The 16,945-nt window shown below is 50.8% G+C and carries 14 protein-coding genes and 1 other RNA gene; 9 read left to right on the top strand and 6 right to left on the bottom strand.

What is annotated here, in order from left to right:
- Positions 1–4: 4 nt before the first annotated feature.
- From agaE to kbaZ, 4 genes are read right to left on the bottom strand one after another with little or no spacing between them, the layout of a single operon-like run.
- On the bottom strand, positions 5–880 hold the full coding sequence (gene agaE, locus OH773_RS18780; protein ID WP_270140893.1) for a PTS N-acetylgalactosamine transporter subunit IID: 876 nt from the start codon (positions 878–880) through the stop codon (positions 5–7).
- On the bottom strand, positions 870–1,652 hold the full coding sequence (agaW, locus tag OH773_RS18775) for a PTS N-acetylgalactosamine transporter subunit IIC (protein WP_183272631.1): 783 nt from the start codon (positions 1,650–1,652) through the stop codon (positions 870–872). Before agaW ends, agaE begins: the two co-directional genes overlap by 11 nt.
- A gap of 10 nt (positions 1,653–1,662) precedes the next feature.
- Positions 1,663–2,136, bottom strand: a complete 474-nt coding sequence (agaV, locus tag OH773_RS18770; RefSeq protein ID WP_183272632.1) for a PTS N-acetylgalactosamine transporter subunit IIB — start codon at positions 2,134–2,136, stop codon at positions 1,663–1,665.
- A 26-nt stretch (positions 2,137–2,162) separates the two neighbouring features.
- Positions 2,163–3,455, bottom strand: coding sequence for a tagatose-bisphosphate aldolase subunit KbaZ (gene kbaZ / locus OH773_RS18765; protein ID WP_270140889.1), 1,293 nt, complete (start codon positions 3,453–3,455; stop codon positions 2,163–2,165).
- A 240-nt stretch (positions 3,456–3,695) separates the two neighbouring features.
- On the opposite strand from kbaZ, the gene OH773_RS18760 reads away from it, so the two are divergent.
- Positions 3,696–4,505: a DeoR family transcriptional regulator gene (locus tag OH773_RS18760; protein WP_270140887.1), complete on the top strand. Its 810-nt coding sequence runs from the start codon at positions 3,696–3,698 to the stop codon at positions 4,503–4,505.
- A 46-nt stretch (positions 4,506–4,551) separates the two neighbouring features.
- On the opposite strand, the gene OH773_RS18755 is transcribed toward OH773_RS18760, so the two are convergent.
- The gene (locus OH773_RS18755) at positions 4,552–5,946 is read right to left on the bottom strand and encodes an MFS transporter (protein WP_270140885.1); all 1,395 of its coding nucleotides are present in this window, start codon (positions 5,944–5,946) and stop codon (positions 4,552–4,554) included.
- 122 nt (positions 5,947–6,068) lie between these two features.
- Here OH773_RS18755 and OH773_RS18750 point away from each other — a divergent pair, with 122 nt between their 5' ends.
- Positions 6,069–6,998, top strand: a complete 930-nt coding sequence (locus OH773_RS18750; RefSeq protein ID WP_270140882.1) for a LysR family transcriptional regulator — start codon at positions 6,069–6,071, stop codon at positions 6,996–6,998.
- Between the two features lie 105 nt (positions 6,999–7,103).
- On the opposite strand, the gene garD is transcribed toward OH773_RS18750, so the two are convergent.
- Complete coding sequence (gene garD / locus OH773_RS18745) at positions 7,104–8,675, bottom strand: galactarate dehydratase (RefSeq protein ID WP_270140880.1); 1,572 nt, start codon at positions 8,673–8,675, stop codon at positions 7,104–7,106.
- Positions 8,676–9,100: 425 nt separating this feature from the next.
- Here garD and OH773_RS18740 point away from each other — a divergent pair, with 425 nt between their 5' ends.
- The 7 genes from OH773_RS18740 to OH773_RS18710 all read left to right on the top strand — a co-directional run bounded on the left by OH773_RS18740 (position 9,101) and on the right by OH773_RS18710 (position 16,901).
- Positions 9,101–10,432, top strand: a complete 1,332-nt coding sequence (locus tag OH773_RS18740; RefSeq protein ID WP_270140878.1) for an MFS transporter — start codon at positions 9,101–9,103, stop codon at positions 10,430–10,432.
- A gap of 26 nt (positions 10,433–10,458) precedes the next feature.
- A complete protein-coding gene (gene garL / locus OH773_RS18735) occupies positions 10,459–11,229 on the top strand; it encodes a 2-dehydro-3-deoxyglucarate aldolase (protein WP_270140876.1) in 771 nt (256 codons plus the stop codon).
- Positions 11,230–11,263: 34 nt separating this feature from the next.
- Positions 11,264–12,154 carry a 2-hydroxy-3-oxopropionate reductase gene (garR, locus tag OH773_RS18730; RefSeq protein ID WP_270140874.1) on the top strand — a complete coding sequence of 297 codons (891 nt, stop codon included), beginning with the start codon at positions 11,264–11,266 and terminating at the stop codon, positions 12,152–12,154.
- 59 nt (positions 12,155–12,213) lie between these two features.
- Positions 12,214–13,359 (top strand): glycerate 2-kinase, encoded by a 1,146-nt coding sequence (garK, locus tag OH773_RS18725; protein WP_270140872.1) that lies wholly within the window; start codon positions 12,214–12,216, stop codon positions 13,357–13,359.
- A gap of 41 nt (positions 13,360–13,400) precedes the next feature.
- Positions 13,401–13,779: RNase P RNA component class A (gene rnpB / locus OH773_RS18720), an RNA gene on the top strand.
- Between the two features lie 192 nt (positions 13,780–13,971).
- Positions 13,972–15,069, top strand: a complete 1,098-nt coding sequence (locus tag OH773_RS18715) for an AAA family ATPase (RefSeq protein WP_270140870.1) — start codon at positions 13,972–13,974, stop codon at positions 15,067–15,069.
- 509 nt (positions 15,070–15,578) lie between these two features.
- Positions 15,579–16,901: a hypothetical protein gene (locus OH773_RS18710; RefSeq protein ID WP_270140867.1), complete on the top strand. Its 1,323-nt coding sequence runs from the start codon at positions 15,579–15,581 to the stop codon at positions 16,899–16,901.
- The last annotated feature ends 44 nt before the right edge of the window (positions 16,902–16,945 follow it).

The following is a 16,945-nucleotide window of genomic DNA, read 5'->3' as shown; positions in this document are numbered from 1 at the left end:
TCACTTATAGGAAGTGAGCAAACTTCCCGACAACACCCAGCACGACCGTGATACCGATAAGGCGCAGCGGGCTCCATCCACGTCGTACTAACGCGTACATGCACAGGGTATAAACCAGCGGTAAAAATGCAGGCATTAACTTGTCGATAACGTCAGTTTGCAGTTTCACTACCGCATCACCCGCCGTGATTTCCAGCGTGGTAGAGAGGCGAACGTAAGTGGCAACCAGCGCACCAATTACCGTCATCCCCACAATAGACGCGGCATGACCCACTTTGCGAGTGTTGGCTTTAATCAGTGGGATGGCCGCCACACCCATGCGGTAGGCGTAATGCGCCAGGCCAAAGCGCAAACCAAGGTGCACGACGTTAAACAATACGATAAAAATCACCGCGCCGAGGATTGACCCCTGAAGCGCCAGACTTGCCCCGATACCGCCGCAAATCGGCAGTAAGGTCAGCCAGAACATGGCGTCACCAATTCCGCCCAACGGTGCACCCACAGCAATTTTAGTGCTCTGGATACTGTTCACATCTTGCTTTGAGCGCTCCATCGCCAGAATAATGCCGATAACAAAGGTCACGAGGAAAGGGTGGGTGTTGAAGAACCCCATGTGGCCTTTCATGGCGCGAGCCAGATCGTTCTTGTTGGTATGGATCTTTTTCAGCGCTGGCAATAGACCGTAGAGCCAACCGGATGCCTGCATACGCTCATAGTTAAATGATGCCTGTAACAGCATGGAACGCCATGCCACCCGATTAATATCCTGCTTCGTTAATTCTGCGCCGATGCTTTGATCTTCATAGATATTGTCGTTTTTTTCGACCGCGGCGGTGTCTGTTACGTTAACGCCTGGCAGAGTCTGATCGTTAGATACCATCTTCAAATTCCTCTTGCTTCACGTGTGTAGGTTGCTGTGGTGCCGGGTCTTTGCGTAAGAAATCAATTAACGCCATCGCCAGTGCTGCGGCGGCAATAGCCAACACGGGCAGTTTCAGCCAGGCGGCAGCCACAAAGCCGAGAATGAAATATGGGATGTAGACATTCTTCATCATGATTTTCAGCAGCACGGCAAAACCGATGGCTGGCATGATTCCACCCGCGACACCCAAGCCGTCAATCAGACGAGCAGGCAGCATGTCGATAGCGGTTTTCGCATGCTCTGCACCAAAATAGATGGGCAGGAATGCGCACAGAAAATAGAAGGTGCCGAGCGCCAGTAATGCCAGGTAGTTCACGCGCTCAATACCATCGGTATCGGCATTAGCTGCCATTCGGTCGCAGCGAGCCATCACGCCAGACATGATGGAGAACAGGAAGGTAATCCCCATCTGTACGGCAACAGCGAATGGCACCGCGACGCCAACAGCCACTTCCGGTTTAACGCCAGTGGTAATGGCGAAAGTGGTGCCGACAATGGTACCGATAATCACGTTAGGTGGCTGCGCACCGGCAAGTGGCGCAAGACCCATCCACACCAGCTCCAGGGTACCACCACACAGAATACCGGTATGAAGGTCACCAAGAATCAAGCCAACCAGTGGCCCAAGTACCACCGGGCGGTGCATATGCGTCAGGCCGTTGAACATATCCAGACCTGCTATAAAGGCCAGAATACCCAACGCTAATGCCTGTAATAAGCTAATTTCCATAGAAATTCCCTCAGAGGAGTTTATAGAGATCCTGCGCGGATTCCGTCGGCACACCCTGAACAAAACATTCCACTCCGGCCTTTTGTAGGCCATTAAAAGCGGCAATATCCTGGTCATCTACAGAAACGGTTTTCGCGATTTGTTGTTTGCCTTCTGCGTAGTGCATGTTGCCGACATTAATCCGCGTGACAGGCACGTCACCTTTCACCAATGTCAGAAAGTCATCCGGATTTTTGCAAACCAGCAGGATTTTCTGGCGGTCAGCTGCGCGGTGAATATTGTCGATAACTTTTTGCAGCGACCAGAAACGCACGGAGATCCCTTCCGCCAGAACCATCTCCATCAGATTTTGCTGTACCGGATCTTCTGCAACTTCGTCGTTGGCAACGAGGACGAGGTTTGCTCCGGCAAAACCGACCCATTGAACGCCTACCTGGCCGTGGATCAGTCGCTCATCAATGCGGCTTAATACAATGTTTGGCATGTTTTTTTCCTCTTATTATCATTGTGTTAATGGGATGGTTGAGTGCCCAAACAGGCGGCATGGTACTGGCGCAACACATCCTGAATATGGTTGATAATCAGTTCATGCGGCGTTGCCGCGAGTTTTCCTTCACGGACCTTAGCGTATTGAAGTGGCAGATACTGACTGATTAACGGCAAAGGAATAGATTCATCAGACAAATTACTAACAAGTTTTGAATACGCTTCGTCAATATCATGATCGGGCCAGTAGTAGCGAACGCGGTCGGAGTAGCTATATCCGCGAGCCAGGCGACGGTTGCTGTCGCTGCCGTGGTAATGGTGTTTCCAGTTTTCAGGGTGCTCAAGCATCACACTCTCAAGCACTTCCCGCAGTCCTGAGCATTTATGTGCCGGACGTAATTCACGTTCGATAGCGGCCAGTGAAAATAGAGTTTCGCGCAAAGCAAAGGTCAGCGCGGGGCCAACTTTCAAAATAGCGAAGTGGTTCTGAACCAACTGTTGTAATGCCTGCGGTGTCTGGTAATCCGTGGAGTGCGCTTCGAACACCATGGTGTCAAAGTCTTCAATCATCTGGCTGAGTGTCTGGGATTTCTCCGGTTGGTAATCAATAACCTGGGTGTGATCAAACTCAACACCCGGCTGAACAACCAGACCGATTATGCGCGGCCACAGGTCGCTCAACCCCTGGCGTTCAAATGCATGGCGATGGGCTTCAAGGGTGGCTTTTGCCGCATGTGGCGTGGTAACGGCTAACTCTGCCAGGGTTTCGTGAGCGCCACCGGGAACCGGTACTTCGGTGCCAATGACATAGACCAAATCGGAAGTGCCACTTTTCTCAATGCAGGTTTGCTCGGCAATTTTTGCAAGCCTTGCTGCACGTATCGCGACGATGTCATCGGTTAAAGGAATTGGGTCATCAGCACAAGACATGCTGCAATCGAGGTGGATTTTTTTAAAGCCAGCGGCGACATAACAACGAATCAGCTCTTGGGCATTGCACATGGCTTCTTCTGCTGGCAGGGCCTGCCAACGGTTTGGACCTAGGTGATCGCCGCCGAGAATTAATTGCTCGCGGGGGAAGTGGTGTTTGTCCGCCATCTGTTCGGCAAAACCGCGGAAATCTTCAGGTGTCATTCCGGTGTAGCCGCCGTACTGGTCAACCTGGTTGGATGTCGCTTCTATTAATAAGAGTGAATTCGCTTCCCGGGCATGGCGCATTGCCGCTTCGAGAACCAATGGGTGAGCAGAACAAACGGCAAAAATGCCACATCGTGAATCCTGTTTATGGTCGGCCACAAACTCGGTTAAATGTTTCACTTTCCTCTCCGTATCGATTTGTCTTTCGATTTGTTTCATTTAATAGTGGTGTATCGTGCGATAAAAACAAAACGAAAGATAATAGAATTGAGATCTGTTTCGCAAAAGAAACATAATGAAAGCCTATTTGACAAGGTGACAGGGATTGCAGCACGCGATGTAAAGGCTTGCTTTCCGCGAAAAGAAAGGTGTTAATAGGCAAAGTGAAATGAAACGAAAGGTTTTATGAAAGGATCTATTATGAGCAATACCGACGCAGCAATGGACAAGCGTGTTACGGGAACAAGTGAAAGGCGTGAGCAAATCATCCAACGTCTTCGCCAACAAGGAAGCGTACAGGTTAATGATCTCTCATCATTTTTTGGTGTTTCGACGGTGACGATCCGTAACGATCTGGCTTTTCTGGAAAAGCAGGGCATAGCGGTACGTGCTTACGGCGGGGCATTAGTTTGTGATTCAGGTACGGCGATGGTTGAACCGACTGTTGAGGATAAAAGCTCGCTGAACACTTCGTTGAAACGCAGCATTGCGCGTGCGGCAGCTGACCTGATTAAGCCTGGCCATCGTGTGATTCTGGACTCAGGCACCACCACTTATGAAATTGCGCGCCACCTGCGCCATCATAAAGACGTGATTGCCATGACCAACGGCATGAACGTGGCGAACGCGTTGCTTGAAGCGGAAGGTGTCGAATTGCTGATGACTGGCGGGCATTTGCGCCGTCAGTCGCTGTCGTTCTATGGCGATCAGGCTGACCAATCCCTGCAAAACTACCACTTCGACATGCTGTTCCTTGGGGTCGATGCCATCGATCTGGAGCGAGGTGTCAGCACCCATAATGAAGATGAAGCGCGACTTAACCGCCGGATGTGTGAAGTGGTGGAACGGATTATTGTGGTAACGGACTCCACAAAATTTAACCGCTCCAGCCTGCATAAAATCATTGATACACATCGCATTCATATGGTTATCACCGATGCGGGTATTCCTGAAGAGAGTCTGAATGGGCTGCGTAAAGGCGGAATTGAAGTCGTGCTGGTGGGTGAGTAATTTTCTTTGAAAGGCCCGTGTTAGCGGAACACGAGCCTTTTCCCCACTATACCTCTGACAATTTATAACTCCGCAAGCGACTCAGGCTCAGCGCGATGGCTAAAACCGTGGCGATGACCGCCACCCACAGGCTGATATCTACGGAGCTGCTTTGCGCATAAAGTGACATGAAAATCCCGACCAATGCCGCGCCCAGGCATTGCCCAAAAGTGCGCACGATTGCCAGCACACCAGAGGCATATCCGCTGTTTTCACGTGACGCATTGGCCAGCATCTCTCTGTTATTTGGGCTTTGAAAGCAACCAAAACCGATGCCGCATACCAAACTGCGCAGGCAAATATCCCAGGCTTGAGCATGCTCAGGAAGTAGCGCCAGAAGCGTCAGCCCAATAACGAAAACCCCCAGTCCGATTGTCGAGATTATCGCGGCGGAATAGCGGTCGGCCAGGCGCCCGGCATGGGGTGCTGCCAGAATTATGCCTATCGGCCACGGGGTGAAAAGCAGTGCTGACATCAGTGCGCTATAGCCGTAAACGCTCTGGAACAGGAAGGGTAATGCGATGAAAGTAATGCCCTGGCTGACAAAAGAGGCCAGCGAGGTGAGCGCTGCCAGCGAAAACCGTGAAGAAGCAAAGATGTTAAGCGGTAGCAGAGGTTTTATTGCCCGTCGCTGAACCCTAATGAACGCAAAGCCTGTGAGAATAGCAATCGCAGCGTAAGCCATCGCCACTTTCAGGTCGCCGTTGCCGGGATGGGTAAAGGCGTCTGCGGCCATAATCAACGCGCCTAATGCCATTGCCGATAATAAGGCTCCAGCATAATCGAACGGTTCACGTTTTAAAGCGGGGTTGTTGGGCACAACACGCAGCGTAAGGAATAAAGCCATCATGCCCAGCGGAATGTTAATCGCAAACAGCCATTTCCAGTTCATCGCCGAGAGTATCGCGCCGCCAAGAATCGGCGCAATAGCGGTGCTTGCACCAATCAGCAATGCATTCAGGCCGAGTATTCTCCCCAGCAGGCGGTTAGGGAAAACCGAGCGCAAGATTGCCGGGCCAATACTCAATGTGGCGGCTCCGCCAATGCCCTGTAATACGCGCATGGCGATTAACATCTCCAGTGACAATGAGAGTGCGCAGCCCACGGAAGCCAGCGTAAACACGCTGAGGCCGAAGGTGAAAATGGTGCGGAATCCCAGGCGGCTGGAAAGTGCGGCAAAGATCGCAAGTGTCATTGCTGCCGATAGCAGGTAACCGTTCGCCACCCAGACAGAAGCTCCTGGCGATACGTTAAGCGAGCGTGCGATTTGTGGCAGCGCGATGGTGATCATCGAGCCGTCGAACACCACCATGGCAGCCATCGTCATAACAGCGGCCATGGCTAAGGCGCGCTCGAGGCCGGGTAAACCTTCATCGCCAGGTTGACTGGAAAATAAAGTCATCTTTCAGAACTCTTTATCGCGGAGAGATGCCAGAAATATAACGGTGCCAGAGATGTGGCGGAAGACGCACTGCTTACACTAATAAACTGCATAAAACGCCATATCTCAACTACAATGCGGCTATGAATGAACCTGATCTGAACTTACTTATTGCCCTCGATGTGCTTCTTGCTGAAGGAAGCGTGGTGGGCGCTGCGCGTCGCCTGGGGTTAAGCGCTTCGGCAATGAGCCGCACGCTGAGCCGTCTTCGCGAAACGACTGGCGATCCCTTGCTGGTGCGGGCTGGGCGCAATATGGTGCTCACCCCTTATGCTGAGGAAATCCGTGAGCGCACGCAAAATGCAGTGTTTGAAGCGCGTGCGATACTTCGGCCCTCAACGGATGCGCTTAATTTCGCCACGCTTGAACGCAACTTTACGCTGCGGACTAACGCTGGGTTTATCGAGATTTTCGGCGCTGCACTGATTGCTGCCGTAGCCGCTGTCGCGCCTTTAGTGCAACTGCGTTTTATGCCAAAACCTGAGAAAACCGCGAAGTATTTACGTGAAGGTGTGATTGATCTTGAAATCGGCGTGCTCGGGGAAATGGGGCCGGAAATCCGTTTAACGGCACTTTATCGGGACAAGTTTGTTGGCGTGGTCAGGAAAGGCCATTCGCTTGAGCTGGACGGTGAAAGGACTGCCGCGAAGTACGCCGCGTGTGGGCATGTTGTGGTGTCGCGCCATGAACGGGGAACCGGCCCGGTAGATGTGTTGTTAGCTGAACTAAACCTGAAACGCAAAATTGCGGCGATGGTGCCAGGGTTTCCTGCGGCGATAGCGGTGGCTCAGGCGTCCGATTTGGTGGCGCTGGTACCGGCGACTTTCTTGCTCAAACAGCCGGGGTTATATGGTAATTCAGGGGAGGCCCGGCTTTATGTGTTTGAGCTACCTGTGAAAACCCATGAAATTACAGTGTCGTTGATGTGGCACCCGCGCTCGGAGGCAGACCCGGCACATCGCTGGTTACGGCAGTTGGTGTCGAGTGTTTGCCGTGAGAAGGTGACGGGATAGATTCCATCAAATTCCCTCTCCCTTTTAGGGAGAGGGTTAGGGTGAGGGGATAGCATTGGAACGCCCTCATCCCAACCTTCTCCCCCAGGAGAAGGGGAATACGAATCAGGTTACTGGGGCCGGGTTAAACACCGCCAGTGCATTATGTAATCCCCACTGATCCGAGAAGGTTTTCTTGCGTCCACTTGCGACATCAAGAATAAATTTGAACAACTCCCAGCCCACGTCCTCAATCGTCGCTTCGCCAGTCGCGATGGTGCCTGCGTTGATATCCATTAAGTCATACCAACGGTTTGCCAGGGCGGTGCGGGTAGCCATTTTAATGACCGGAACGGCCAGCAAGCCATACGGTGTTCCACGACCGGTCGTGAACACTTGCACGGTAATCCCTGATGCCACCTGCTGAGTACCGCAAACGAAATCGCTGGCTGGCGTGGCGGCGAAAATCAGGCCGCGTTTGGTTGGGCGTTGCCCTGGGGAAAGCACTTCAACAATCGCGCTTTGGCCTGATTTGGCAATGGAGCCGAGCGCTTTTTCCACCACGTTTGCCAGGCCGCCTTTTTTGTTACCCGGGGATGGGTTGGCGCTGCGGTCAGTTTTCCCCATATCAAGGTAGTTGTCGTACCATGCCATCTCTTCGAGCAGGCGTTTGCCCACTTCTTCGTTGATGGCACGTGGCGTTAACAGGTGGATGGCGTCGCGTACTTCAGTGACTTCAGAGAACATCACCGTTGCGCCACAGCGCACCAGCAAGTCAGAGGCGTAACCTACCGCTGGGTTTGCCGTGACGCCTGAGAACGCATCGCTGCCGCCACATTGCATACCGACAACCAGCTCAGATGCCGGGCAGGTTTCACGTTGGCGCTGGTTCAGTTTTACCAAATGGCGCTCTGCCACAGTCAGAATATCGTCGACCATCGATTTAAAACCGACGTGGTGTTCGTCTTGCAGGCGCACAATACTGGCGTCGCCCACGTTGATGGATTGAACGTCGTCGGTGCCTTCCAGAAGGCGTTCTGGCTGCAACTTCTCACAGCCCAGACCAATCACCATAATCTCGCCGCCAAAGTTTGGGTTCAGAGAGATGTTATGGATAGTGCGAATGGGGATGACCGCCGCAGGGGCGTTGATAGCCACGCCGCAACCGTAGAGGTGGTTCAGACCGACAACTCCGTCGACGTTCGGGTAGCGCGGCAGCAAATCACGTTCAATAATTTTGATGACGTAATCCACCACGCCTGCAACGCAATGTACGCTGGTGGTGATGCCAAGCAGGTTCTTGGTGCCGACGCTGCCGTCGGTATTGCGGTAACCTTCAAACGTGTAGCCTTCAAGCGGTGGCATCGGCTCCGGCACTTTAGTGGCCAATGGCAGAGTGTGGAGCGGTGGCGCTTTTGGCAATTCCACTAAAGACTCGTCAATCCAGCTGCCGCGTGGAATATCACGCACCGCGTAGCCAATGACTTCACCGTAGCGAATAATTTCACCCTGCGCCGGAATATCAACCAGCGCGGCTTTATGCCCTTGTGGAATATGTTCAATCAGCTCGAGCCCATCCGGAAAACGGGTTCCTGCTTTTAAACCATTGTCATTAACAATAATAGCGACATTATCCGTCTCATGGACCTTTATATAAAATGACCCGGGTGGTTGTTGTTTAATTTCTATATTTGACATTGTCACTATTCTCCAGGATCAACACTGAGTGTTAATGAAATAATTATATAATCGTGATCTCATCACAAGCTAAATAAAGAATGTCAGGCTGTGAGAAATAAAAATGTGACGGCGATCACTTTATATTATGAGGCCTTGCTCATGAACAAGGGTAATCGATGGAATTGTGCAATACACCCCACAAACATGTGCGTAAGTTCAGTTATTTGATGTTTTAAGTGTTATTAATTGTGCATATGCCTAATGTCCATTCGTTCTGTGCTGGCTATACTGTGTTGCGATGAATTGCGAATGACAAACACCAGGTTAATTATAGTCAGCGTTATTATCCCGAAAACTATTATTTCAAAAAGATAGTTGTGAAATAGCGCTTTTAATAAATAGAAAATCCTTGAATTAAGTCCCCGCAACAGAGGATGTAGAAAATGATTTTGGATACAGCAGTTGAGTCAAAAAAAGGTAAGCATACTCGATACTTAATATTATTGATTATTTTTATTGTGACGACGATTAACTATGCGGATCGCGCCACACTCTCTATTGCAGGGACTGAAGTTGCTAAAGAATTGCAGCTCAGTGCAATCTCAATGGGTTATATTTTCTCGGCATTTGGTTGGGCTTATCTGCTGATGCAAATCCCTGGTGGCTGGCTACTTGACCGCTACGGCTCGAAAAAAGTCTACACCTACAGCTTGTTCTTCTGGTCACTGTTCACTTTCATGCAGGGCTTTGTCGACATGGTACCGCTGGCTTACGCAGGCATTTCCATGTTCATCATGCGTTTTATGCTTGGCTTCTCTGAAGCGCCTTCTTTCCCGGCAAACGCCCGTATTGTTGCAGCCTGGTTCCCGACGAAAGAGCGCGGTACAGCGTCTGCGATTTTTAACTCGGCACAGTATTTCTCGCTGGCACTTTTCTCACCATTGCTCGGCTGGCTGACCTTTGCATGGGGCTGGGAGCATGTGTTTACGGTTATGGGCGGGATTGGCTTTGTGCTGACCTTCCTGTGGGTGAAGTTTATTCATAACCCGACTGACCACCCGCGGATGTCAAAAGAAGAGCTGGATTACATCACCAAAGGTGGCGCGGTGGTCGATATGGACCACAAAAAACCCGGTGCTGTCGTTCAGGGCCCAAAACTGCACTACATCAAACAATTACTCACTAACCGTATGATGTTGGGCGTGTTTTTTGGCCAGTACTTCATTAACACCATCACCTGGTTCTTCCTGACGTGGTTCCCGATTTACCTGGTGCAAGACAAAGGTATGTCGATTCTGAAAGTGGGCCTGGTGGCTTCCATCCCGGCACTGTGTGGTTTCGCAGGCGGTGTGTTGGGCGGCGTATTCTCTGATTCGTTAATCAAACGCGGTTACTCGCTGACCGTTGCTCGTAAGATACCGATTGTTCTCGGAATGCTGCTGGCTTCCACCATCATTCTTTGTAACTACACCGACAACACGGCCTTGGTTATCGCGCTGATGGCATTCGCCTTCTTCGGCAAAGGTTTTGGTGCTCTGGGTTGGCCGGTGATTGCTGATACCGCACCAAAAGAGATGGTTGGCCTGTGCGGTGCGGTTTTCAACGTATTCGGTAACGTGGCTTCTATCGTGACGCCACTGGTGATTGGTTACCTGGTTTCTGAGCTTCACTCCTTTAATGCGGCACTGATTTTTGTTGGCTGCTCGGCGCTGATGGCAATGGTTTGTTATCTGTTCGTAGTGGGTGACATCAAACGTATGGAATTGCAGAAGTAAGCAATTGAAAAATTAAGGTAAAACTCATGAATAACAACGTTTTCCCAAATAAATTCAAAGCAGCACTGGCCGCTCACCAGACACAAATCGGTTGCTGGTCGGCGTTAGCAAACCCCATCAGCACTGAAGTGCTGGGTTTGGCCGGATTCGACTGGATTGTGCTGGATGGTGAACATGCGCCAAACGATATCACCACGTTTATTCCGCAACTGATGGCGTTGAAAGGCAGCCACAGCGCACCGGTGGTACGCGTTCCAACGAACGAGCCGGTGATTATCAAGCGCCTGCTGGATATCGGCTTCTATAACTTCCTGATCCCGTTTGTGGAAAATGTGGAAGAAGCGGTACAAGCCGTGGCGTCGACGCGTTATCCGCCGGAAGGGATTCGTGGGGTTTCGGTTTCTCATCGCGCCAATATGTTTGGCACCGTGCCGGATTACTTTGCCCAGTCCAATAAGAACATCACCATCCTGGTTCAGATTGAGAGCCAGCAGGGCGTAGACAATGTGGATGCCATTGCCGCTACCAACGGCGTGGACGGCATCTTTGTCGGCCCAAGCGATCTGGCTGCGGCATTTGGCCACCTTGGTAACGCGAATCATCCAGACGTTCAGCACGCAATTGCGCACATTTTTGCTCGTGCCAAGGCACACGGTAAACCGTCTGGCATCCTGGCTCCTGTAGAAGCCGATGCCCGCCGCTATCTGGAAATGGGTGCAACGTTTGTTGCCGTAGGCAGTGATTTGGGCGTGTTCCGCTCTGCAACGCAAAAATTGTGCGACCAGTTTAAAAAATAACTTCCACCCGTAATTAACGAGAGAGATTAACGCTATGACACTGAAAGTTGGATTTATTGGCCTGGGCATCATGGGCAAACCAATGAGTAAAAACCTCATCAAAGCCGGTTACTCCCTGGTGGTTGCCGATCGTAATGCTGATGTGATTGCTGAAGTGATCGCCGCAGGTGCAGAAACCGCTGCCACACCGAAAGATATTGCTGAGCAGTGTGATGTGATTATCACCATGCTGCCTAACTCCCCGCATGTTAAAGAAGTCGCACTGGGTAAAAACGGGATCATTGAAGGGGCAAAACCTGGCACCGTGGTTATCGACATGAGCTCCATTGCACCACTGGCGAGCCGTGAAATCAGCGAAGCGCTGAAAGCAAAAGGCATCGACATGCTGGACGCGCCGGTCAGCGGTGGCGAGCCAAAAGCGATTGAAGGCACGCTGTCTGTGATGGTTGGCGGCGATAAAGCCATTTTCGATAAGTATTACGACCTGCTGAAAGCGATGGCCGGTTCCGTTGTGCATACCGGTGATATCGGTGCGGGCAACGTCACTAAATTGGCAAACCAGGTGATTGTGGCGCTGAACATTGCGGCGATGTCTGAAGCTCTGGTTCTGGCCACCAAAGCGGGCGTAAATCCTGAATTGGTCTTCCAGGCCATTCGTGGCGGCCTTGCGGGCAGCACCGTTCTGGAAGCCAAAGCACCGATGGTGCTGGACCGTAACTTCAAACCGGGTTTCCGAATCGATCTGCACATTAAAGATTTGGCAAACGCGCTGGATACATCCCACGGTGTGGGGGCGCAACTGCCGCTGACTGCTGCGGTCATGGAAATGATGCAAGCGCTGCGTGCGGACGGTCATGGCAACGATGACCATAGTGCGATTGCGTGCTACTACGAAAAACTGGCGAAAGTAGAAGTCAGTAAATAAAAGAGAGGGGCATCTCAGGATGCCCGATTTTCTCGGCACTTTTTTGGCATGGACTCATTATGAAAATCGTAATCGCACCCGACTCTTATAAAGAAAGCCTCTCAGCGGTTGATGTGGCGCAGGCTATTGAAAAAGGTTTCCGCGAAATATTTCCTGATGCGGAATATGTATCGGTCCCGGTTGCCGATGGCGGGGAAGGTACGGTCGATGCCATGATCAGTGCCACGCAGGGTAAGAAAATCACCACCACGGTGACAGGACCTCTGGGCGAGCCGGTTACGGCATGCTGGGGAATGTCAGGCGATGGTAAAACGGCATTTATCGAGATGGCCGAAGCCAGTGGTCTTGCGCTGGTATCGATTGAAAATCGTAATCCGCTGATCACGACGTCGCGCGGCACTGGTGAGCTGATATTACGTGCGTTGGATAACGGTGCGCGCAACATCATTATTGGCATCGGCGGTAGCGCAACCAACGACGGCGGTGCGGGTATGGTGCAGGCGTTGGGCGCAAAACTTCGCGACGCAATGGGCAAAGAAATCAGCCCTGGCGGTGGCAGTTTAATGAGCCTGAACAGCATAGATGTGTCTAATCTGGACAGTCGCCTGGAAGATTGCGTGATTAATGTTGCCTGTGATGTGACTAACCCATTGATTGGCGACAATGGCGCATCACGCATTTTCGGGCCGCAGAAAGGGGCCGATGAAGCGATGATTGTTGAGCTAGACGCCAACCTCGCGCATTTTGCCAATGTGATAAAAAAAGATTTGCACATCGATGTGAAAAACGCAGAAGGCGCAGGTGCGGCAGGCGGGATGGGGGCGGCACTAATGGCGTTCCTTGGCGCAGAGTTACGCAGCGGCGTCGAGATTGTGACGGAAGCTTTGCATCTTGAAGAACATATCCATGATTGCTCTCTGGTGGTGACGGGCGAAGGGCGCATGGACAGCCAGAGCATCCGTGGCAAAGTCCCTGTGGGCGTAGCGGCAGTGGCAAAAAAATATCGCAAGCCGGTAATCGGTATTGCGGGGGCGCTGACCAGCGATGTGGCAATAGTCCATCAATATGGCATCGACGCGGTGTTTAGCGTGCTTAACAGTATTGGCACGCTGGAAGATGCGTTGAAAAATGCGTTTGATAATATCTACCGTGCCTCGCGCAATATTGCAGCAACGTTGGCGGTGGGGATGAACATCCCTCATTAGCGGAGGTGACAGAGGAACATAAACCCTCTATACTTCGCGCCGAAGCTGACCAGACAGTCGCCGCTTCGTCGTCGTCCTTCTTCGGAAGGAGACGGGCGGAGGGGAGGAAAGTCCGGGCTCCATAGGGCAGGGTGCCAGGTAACGCCTGGGGGGGTAACCCACGACCAGTGCAACAGAGAGCAAACCGCCGATGGCCCACGCAAGTGGGATCAGGTAAGGGTGAAAGGGTGCGGTAAGAGCGCACCGCGCGACTGGTAACAGTTCGTGGCACGGTAAACTCCACCCGGAGCAAGGCCAAATAGGGGTTCACAAGGTACGGCCCGTACTGAACCCGGGTAGGCTGCTTGAGCCAGTGAGCGATTGCTGGCCTAGATGAATGACTGTCCACGACAGAACCCGGCTTATCGGTCAGCTTCAACCATTCATAGACGCCCTGCACAGTGAGAACTGAGCAGGGCGTTTTGCATTTTAAGATCCCCCTCTCCCTCAGGGAGAGGGGATAGATCGAGCTGGAAAGCTGGCGTGTTTTCTCCCTCTCCAGAGGGAGAGGGTTGGGGTGAGGGCGAACAATTGCCATAATAGAACTCCCTTCCCATCATCGGACTACCCTGCATGATCAAATCCCTGTATATCGACAACTACCGCTCAGTGCGCAAACTTTCCATCGACCTGGAAAGGCTGAACGTGGTTTTCGGGCCGAACGGCTGTGGTAAATCCAACATCTATAAAGCTATCCATTTGATCCATGGGGCGGCGATGGGACAGTTATCCCATTGGCTATCGGATGAAGGCGGGATCCAGAAAGTGATGTGGGCGGGCGATCGCGCCAAAGGGTATGCCAGCGCACCGCGCCGCATGACGCTTGCGGTAGATACCGACGATTTTGAGTATGAACTACAGGTCGGTTTCCCCGATAAACTGCCGTATCCAACCATGTTCGATCTCGATCCCATCGTCAAAGAAGAACAAATCTGGCTGAGCGGTTTTCGCCGCCGTCCTTCGTCTTCCATCATGCATCGGCGCAATCAGGCTGTTTTTCTCAACGATGTGACGGGGGAGAAGGTGACACATGCCGCCACGCTTTACGAAAACGAATCGTTGTTCGGCCAACTAGGTGAACCGCACCTCTATCCTGAAGTATCCCGTGCACGCGAAACACTGCGTAATTGGCGTTTCTACCATGAGTTCGATATTTCGAAGGGCGCTGGCCTGCGCTTGCCGCAGGTAGGATATCGCTCGCCGGTCCTGGCTGGTGATGGTTTGAATTTAGCCGCCGCTTTCCAGACCATCGTGGAAATTGGCGATAGCGAATTATTGTTTGCGGTGCTGGATGAGGCTTTCCCGGAATGCACGTTCTTCTGTGATAACAGTAACGGGCGTTTCCAGATGATGATGCACCGCCAGGGGATAAATCGCCCACTGGAGTCGGCTGAGTTTTCTGACGGAACGTTACGTTTTCTGTGCCTGACCGTCGCGCTACTCAGCCCAAGGCCACCGCGTTTTATTGCCCTCAATGAACCGGAAAACAGTCTGCATCCGCAAATGTTGCCCGCATTGGCACGTCTGATTGCCGAAGCGAGCCGCTACACGCAAATTTGGTTAACCAGCCATTCGCCAGAACTGGCGACGCTTATTGAGAGACATACGCCGTTTACGTTGTATCAATTGTCGATTGAAAATGGAGAAACACGCGTTAACCGACTTTCCTGATAATTTGCTGTAGCGATATGGCAATATGCCAGATGAAAAATCTAATCCTTAACGTTAATGACACAATAATCAGTGATTAATGTTGGTGTGCTGCTGTGGCGTGAAGTGTATCAAGATCTGAGCGCCGAATTGTCACATCGCATTAACCTAACTTGTTGCTCCAGCTCACATTTTTTGTAGTCGCATAATTCCATTCAAAGATCATGGTTATTTATAAGATCATCAAAAACAACGACTTAAATTTTAAGGTACTGCTTTCCAATAACTCTTTTCTACTAAATCAGATAAATGATTTGTGAAACACACATATTTCTCACTAAATGGAGAAAAATTTACTCTTTTGCTTAGTCTGACTTCGATGAGTAGCAAATTTTTTCTCCACGGCTCGCGCTATCCTTTTCGAATACTAATAACACCTCCAGAACAATAATTTCAGTAATGAAAATGTCTGGTGATCACTCTGTATTTAAATATCACAATTAAAACCTACACATATAAGCGAGCTTTTTATGGAAACAGGAAGCATTACTGCGGTTAATATTCCAGCATCCGGTCGCGCTGGAATGACAGAAAGTGAATGGCAAGCGGCTACAAAATTTGATAGTACGGATGTCGGTTGGGTAATAATGAGTATCGGGATGGCGATTGGTGCCGGAATAGTCTTTTTACCCGTTCAGGTCGGATTAATGGGATTATGGGTGTTCCTGCTCTCTTCGGTAGTAGGATATCCAGCAATGTATCTGTTCCAACGGCTGTTTATTAATACCCTTGCGGAATCACCTGAGTGCAAAGATTATCCAAGTGTGATCAGTGGTTATTTGGGTAAAAACTGGGGCATATTATTAGGTGCGCTGTATTTTATTATGCTTGTCATCTGGATGTTTGTTTATTCCACTGCCATCACGAATGATAGCGCCTCTTATTTGCATACCTTTGGCGTGACCGAAGGGCTGTTATCAGATAATCCATTCTATGGATTGGCACTGATTTGTATCCTGGTCGCCATCTCTTCACGCGGTGAACAGCTGTTATTTAAAGTCTCAAGTTTCATGGTGCTGGCAAAACTGTTGGTTGTCGCGGCACTTGGGGTATCAATGATAGGGTTGTGGCACCTGTATAACACCGGGGCGCTTCCGCCAGCAGGGTTGTTGATTAAGAACGCGATTATTACTCTGCCATTTACCTTGACCTCTATTCTGTTTATTCAAACACTGAGCCCGATGGTTATTTCCTATCGCTCGAAGGAAAAATCACGGGAAGTTGCGCGTTTTAAAGCACTGCGCGCCATGAATATCGCGTTCGGCATCCTTTTCGTAACGGTGTTCTTTTATGCCGTATCCTTCACACTGGCGATGGGACATGACGAAGCAGTAAAAGCCTATGAGCAGAATATTTCTGCCCTTGCCATTGCTGCCCAATTCATTGATGGAGCCTCGGGGGCGTGGGTCACAGTCGTCAGCGTAATGCTAAATATCTTTGCAGTCATGACGGCGTTCTTTGGCGTTTATCTTGGCTTCCGTGAAGCGACACAAGGTATCGTGATTAATATTTTACGTCGCAGAATGCCAGAAGAAAAAATAAACCAGAAATGGGTGCAGCGCGGAATTATGGTGTTCGCCATTTTGTTGGCATGGAGTGCAATTGTCCTTAATGCACCTGTCTTAAGCTTTACATCAATTTGCAGCCCAATATTCGGCATGGTCGGTTGTTTAATCCCGGCATGGCTGGTTTATAAAGTTCCCGCATTGCATAAATACAAAGGAACTTCGCTGGTGATTATCATTATTACCGGATTGCTGCTGTGTATTTCTCCATTCCTCGCTTTCTCCTGATAAGCAGGTCTTTGAATTGTAGTTCCAGGAATTAAGGCTAAAAA

Source organism: Buttiauxella sp. WJP83 (assembly GCF_027594725.1).
GTDB lineage: Bacteria > Pseudomonadota > Gammaproteobacteria > Enterobacterales > Enterobacteriaceae > Buttiauxella > Buttiauxella selenatireducens.
This window is presented reverse-complemented; position numbering and strand designations above follow the sequence as displayed.

What these genes read in the sequence shown, in the direction of transcription:
- OH773_RS18750 (WP_270140882.1), top strand. Translation starts at nt 6,069, where the DNA reads ATGAATGAACCTGATCTGAACTTACTTATTGCCCTCGATGTGCTTCTT.
- garD (WP_270140880.1), bottom strand. Translation starts at nt 8,675, where the DNA reads ATGTCAAATATAGAAATTAAACAACAACCACCCGGGTCATTTTATATA.
- OH773_RS18715 (WP_270140870.1), top strand. Translation starts at nt 13,972, where the DNA reads ATGATCAAATCCCTGTATATCGACAACTACCGCTCAGTGCGCAAACTT.
- OH773_RS18755 (WP_270140885.1), bottom strand. Translation starts at nt 5,946, where the DNA reads ATGACTTTATTTTCCAGTCAACCTGGCGATGAAGGTTTACCCGGCCTC.
- garK (WP_270140872.1), top strand. Translation starts at nt 12,214, where the DNA reads ATGAAAATCGTAATCGCACCCGACTCTTATAAAGAAAGCCTCTCAGCG.
- agaE (WP_270140893.1), bottom strand. Translation starts at nt 880, where the DNA reads ATGGTATCTAACGATCAGACTCTGCCAGGCGTTAACGTAACAGACACC.
- OH773_RS18740 (WP_270140878.1), top strand. Translation starts at nt 9,101, where the DNA reads ATGATTTTGGATACAGCAGTTGAGTCAAAAAAAGGTAAGCATACTCGA.
- agaV (WP_183272632.1), bottom strand. Translation starts at nt 2,136, where the DNA reads ATGCCAAACATTGTATTAAGCCGCATTGATGAGCGACTGATCCACGGC.
- garL (WP_270140876.1), top strand. Translation starts at nt 10,459, where the DNA reads ATGAATAACAACGTTTTCCCAAATAAATTCAAAGCAGCACTGGCCGCT.
- OH773_RS18710 (WP_270140867.1), top strand. Translation starts at nt 15,579, where the DNA reads ATGGAAACAGGAAGCATTACTGCGGTTAATATTCCAGCATCCGGTCGC.
- OH773_RS18760 (WP_270140887.1), top strand. Translation starts at nt 3,696, where the DNA reads ATGAGCAATACCGACGCAGCAATGGACAAGCGTGTTACGGGAACAAGT.
- garR (WP_270140874.1), top strand. Translation starts at nt 11,264, where the DNA reads ATGACACTGAAAGTTGGATTTATTGGCCTGGGCATCATGGGCAAACCA.
- agaW (WP_183272631.1), bottom strand. Translation starts at nt 1,652, where the DNA reads ATGGAAATTAGCTTATTACAGGCATTAGCGTTGGGTATTCTGGCCTTT.